Here is a 4257-nt window from a genome sequence, read left to right as displayed (position 1 = left end):
GTCATGAATTCCTCCATCGATCCGAAGGCAGCAGTAATGGCATCGCCTAATTCACCACTTGGAGCTTCTGGCCCCCCTGGAGCCATCACTTCCCAATACATACTATGGTTGAAGTGTCCGCCTCCGTTATTCCTGATACCAGTGTCAGCATCATTATCCGTGACGTTCGTAATCAATTCCACCAGACCTGCGCCAGCGGCTGGATGTGTTTCTAGAGCCTTATTCAGTTTCTTCACATAACCCGCATGATGCTTATCATGATGTATGGTCATGGTACGCGCATCGATATTGGGTTCGAGGGCATCATAGGCATAGGGGAGAGCAGGCAGTTCAAAAGGAGTGACTACCGATCCTGATCCAGCTGCTGTATCCGTTGTTTCGACCGAGGTGCTAGAACCGCTGCCACAAGCTGACAATCCGATCAATCCCGTTCCTGCGACCAATGACCCTGATGTTCTGATGAATTTCCTTCTCTTCATATCTGATACCCTGATTCAAACAAATATAACATACGCTCTACTACTCCTTGATGAAGTGCTCGACAATCGCACCGAAGTCTGTGGTGAGTTGTAAAATGTAGACTCCTTTATCCAGACCGGTGACATCGATGATCCGATGTCCGACCATCTCTTCGCTGTTGAGTATTTCATGACCTGCGATATCCTTGATAGAGAGCACACCTTGCGATGCTGCTCGACTATCCCAGATCACATGTAGTCCGTCCTTCACCGGATTCGGATAGAGCTGGATCGAAGCGTTATCCGAAGAAGGGGATATATAGACCACAATGACCGGAGATGTTGAATTCGTTCCGTCATAATCGGTCTGTTTGAGTCTGTAGTAGTTCGGCCCAAGTTCCGCCTGGCGGTCGATGAAACTATACTCCAAGAGTGCGCTGCTGTTTCCGGCTCCTGGAGTAGTGCCTATGACAGTGAAATTGATTCCATCACGACTTCGTTCTAAGGAGAAATAGTCATTGTTCACCTCGCCTGCAGTAGCCCATTCCAAAATCGCCCTTCCTTCTTCCGCATAGCCTTCGAACCGTAGTAGTTCGATAGGTAGGGGAGTGCAGTCCAATGTAGCTCCATTGGAAAGGTTCCAATTGAGGTCGAAGGAGGTATTATCTGAAGTGAAATTGTCGATACAGAGTATATAGGTATCTCCTACATTGGCGATGATAGGTTCTAGCCATGCATCCCCACCTGCTCCTTCAGAGGTGTCCCCTGACCCAGCTTGAAGTCCTGTGCTGCCATAGGCTGCAGACCACGAACATCGTATCGGAAGCCCAGCCGGAGAACAGCTAGGAGTGCCTGAATACGGTCCCCAGACCGCGAAATCATAGTCGATGGCAGTAACAATCTCAAAGGCGATGGTCCCTGCAGTCTGCGCTTGGAAGAAATACCAAGAGGATTGATGTTCTACACTGAGACAATCTGCATTCGAGAAATCCACATCATCAACTGCTCCCGATCCCGAGCTGTTCCCGGTAAAGGTCGCAGAGTTACACACTGTGCTTGCACCTGCGCAATCTTCGGGTCCAGGAGTTGGAGGTGCACCACACGTAAGGCTGATGGTATAATCTCCCGCTGATGATCCGAATCCATGGACCAAGATGAAATAGCTCGTGCCTGCAACCGACAGGAAAGAGACCTCTGATTGAAGGCCGCAGAAGTCGTCATTGCCAACTACGCAGACCAAAGCGGAGCAATTCCCCTCAAATACACGGATGCGGGTGTCGTAGGTACTCCCACAAAGCGAGGCTGTGACGAAATCACCCGTACCAGTGAATTCATACCACAGTCCTCCACCACTGCCATCTGCGGTACCGCAGAAGGGCTGTACATCGGTCGTGTAGTTCGAGGTGTTCCCGGTGAGCACGTCTCCACACAGAATGGTCTGGGCTCCAACACAATCGTCTTCAGGGCCAGGAGGTGTGGCACAGGTCAGGCTGAGCGTATAGGCTCCGCTGGCCGTTCCGAATCCATGCACGAGTATGTAGTAGGTAGTCCCTAGAATGGAATTGAAACTGACTTCTGATTGGGTTCCACAGAAGTCATCATTCCCAACTTCACATACCAAAGCGGAACAGTTTCCTGTGAAGACCCTGATCTTGGTGTCGTAGGAGCTACCGCATAGAGAGGCGGTGATCTGCTGGCCTGTGCCTGTGAAAGTATACCACACTCCAGGTGCCCCATCCGTAGTGCCGCAAGTTGGTGCTGTATCGGTCGTAGCAGTGCTGGTATTTCCATTGACCACATCTCCGCAATTGATGTTCAAGGCTCCCACACAGAGGTCTTCCGGCCCAACAGGTGCGGTTGTGTAGATATCCAGTACATAGTCTCCGCAGTTCCCGAACCATCCTTCTACGGTCACGTGATAGATTCCTGGGACAAGGGTAAGCGTGACCTCCGATTGAAGTCCACAGGCGTCATCGTTGAAAGCAAGGTCTCCGGAACATAAAAGGGTTCCGACATATATCCGAGTGTCATATGTTGCGCCACATAGGGAGAAAGTCCAGTCACCGGCCGTGGCAATGGTCACTGCATATTGGTGGTCTTCAGAGGTCTCGAGTGCGCAATCATTGCTAGCACCGCATGTGCTCCGAGTGGGGCTGGTATAAGGGGCGGTGACACTGAAGTCCTGCCCATCAAGTGTAATGAGGATCTGTAATGCACATATGGTCAACAAGCATCTCACTCGATCTCTAGATCTGGAATGAGCTCAGGGAGTAGCGGTGTTCCGTCCCCTTGCATGACTTCACCCTCTAGTTGATGACTTCTCTCACTGATGAATGCATTCAGAAGAGTGTATGACAATGGATGAGAGCTTGTCAATTTGAAACACGAGCAAGATTCGAAATAATCAACATGAAGCGTCTCCTCCCAGTCCTTGAACTCAAATAAGAGGGGTTTTGCTTCTTGTTTCGAGAACAGTCCCTCGATCCTGAATTTGTAGCTATAACTTCTCTGCTCAAGGTATGTGTCTAGGGATTCGGTCGTAAAACCTACCAGAGGAATACTCATGAGCAAACTAAGAATCACTATGTACCTGGCTAGCAAATGAAGACCACCGAGTGGCTTTCTTACCTTGGGCAAATACCTGTATACCAAAGAATTATGAATTCGAAAGAGGAGGGGCGACATCGATGGTTCTGGTTAGCTAGACCTAATTTAGACAATTTCAGCGTGCTTAAGAAGTTCATCTTGAAGAAAAGGTGATTGACTTCCGAGGTCCTTCAAGACCCTGAATATCAGATGTATTTTCAGCAGGGTCTCAGTCCCACCAAGGTCAGGACCTCGACTTGCCTTTATCTCCGTTCAGGATGACCAGAGCGGCAATGACTCCAGGAATCCAACCCAATAAAGTCAATAGTAGTACGATCAAAATAGAGCCGCAGCCTTGGTCATATACGGCCAAGGGAGGGAAGAGGATAGATAGGATGACTCTCCAAACAGACATAGGAATTGATTTTTTAGCGATTGAATATACTCAATCCGTAAATGTCCGATTGCCTCTGCTCATAAGGGTGAAAAGGATGACCGCCAATAGAAGTCCCAGGCCAATGAGCACAAAGCCCCATGGGAATCCTGTAGCCATTTCAATAGGATCCGGGTCTCCCATTAACACCAGCCCAGCCCAGTAGTACGGGGCATTCTGCTCATTGTCGTGGCTTTTGATCCATGCTAGTTTGGCGTCTCTTAAAGCTCTGTTCTTGGACCGACCATCAGCCAATTGACGATAGAATGCTTCCGTGATGATGGCTGTGCTCTGTTCATCAACATCCCACAGTGACATGATGATGGATGGACAACCCGCATAGGCGAAACTATGTGCCAACGAGATGACTCCTTCCGAGCTCTCCTGCTGACCGACTCCTGTCTGACAGGCGGTGAGTACAGCGAGCTCTGCCTGTAGTTGCATATCGTACAGCTCATAGGCATGCAGATATCCGTCTTCATTGCTCGATTTACTCAATATCAATTTGGAATAGAGGGGAGATACATTGTTTATCTGAGTATGGGTACCCAGGTGGATCACCTCGTACTGCGCAGCATGTTGTTTGAACTCCGATTCATTGGCTTCTTCACCCACCTTGACCTCAGCTTGTAGCAGACCTCCGAGGGCATGTGCGGTCTTCATGGCAAATGGTTGTTGGATCTGATGAAGAAAGCCCTGGTCCACTTGGGACGAATCACTGACCGAGTTCAGATAGGCATCTTTCAACGCATCTTCAAAGCCTGGCGCCATGGCAAGAGC

Annotated in this window: 4 protein-coding genes; all 4 read right to left on the bottom strand. The window is 49.5% G+C overall.

Annotated features, from left to right (window positions below; all coding sequences use genetic code 11):
• The coding region (locus HKN79_08965; GenBank protein ID NNC83696.1) for a superoxide dismutase at positions 1-479 on the bottom strand (479 nt) is incomplete at its 3' end.
• A 40-nt stretch (positions 480-519) separates the two neighbouring features.
• The gene (locus HKN79_08960; protein NNC83695.1) at positions 520-2685 is read right to left on the bottom strand and encodes a T9SS type A sorting domain-containing protein; all 2166 of its coding nucleotides are present in this window, start codon (positions 2683-2685) and stop codon (positions 520-522) included.
• A gap of 603 nt (positions 2686-3288) precedes the next feature.
• Complete coding sequence (locus HKN79_08955; protein ID NNC83694.1) at positions 3289-3459, bottom strand: YqaE/Pmp3 family membrane protein; 171 nt, start codon at positions 3457-3459, stop codon at positions 3289-3291.
• 30 nt (positions 3460-3489) lie between these two features.
• Positions 3490-4257: CHAT domain-containing protein (locus tag HKN79_08950; GenBank protein ID NNC83693.1), on the bottom strand; the 768-nt coding region annotated here is incomplete at its 5' end.

Source organism: Flavobacteriales bacterium, assembly GCA_013001705.1.
In the GTDB taxonomy this organism is placed as follows: Bacteria; Bacteroidota; Bacteroidia; order Flavobacteriales_D; family JABDKJ01; genus JABDLZ01.
This window is presented reverse-complemented; position numbering and strand designations above follow the sequence as displayed.

What these genes read in the sequence shown, in the direction of transcription:
- HKN79_08955 (NNC83694.1), bottom strand. Translation starts at nt 3,459, where the DNA reads ATGTCTGTTTGGAGAGTCATCCTATCTATCCTCTTCCCTCCCTTGGCC.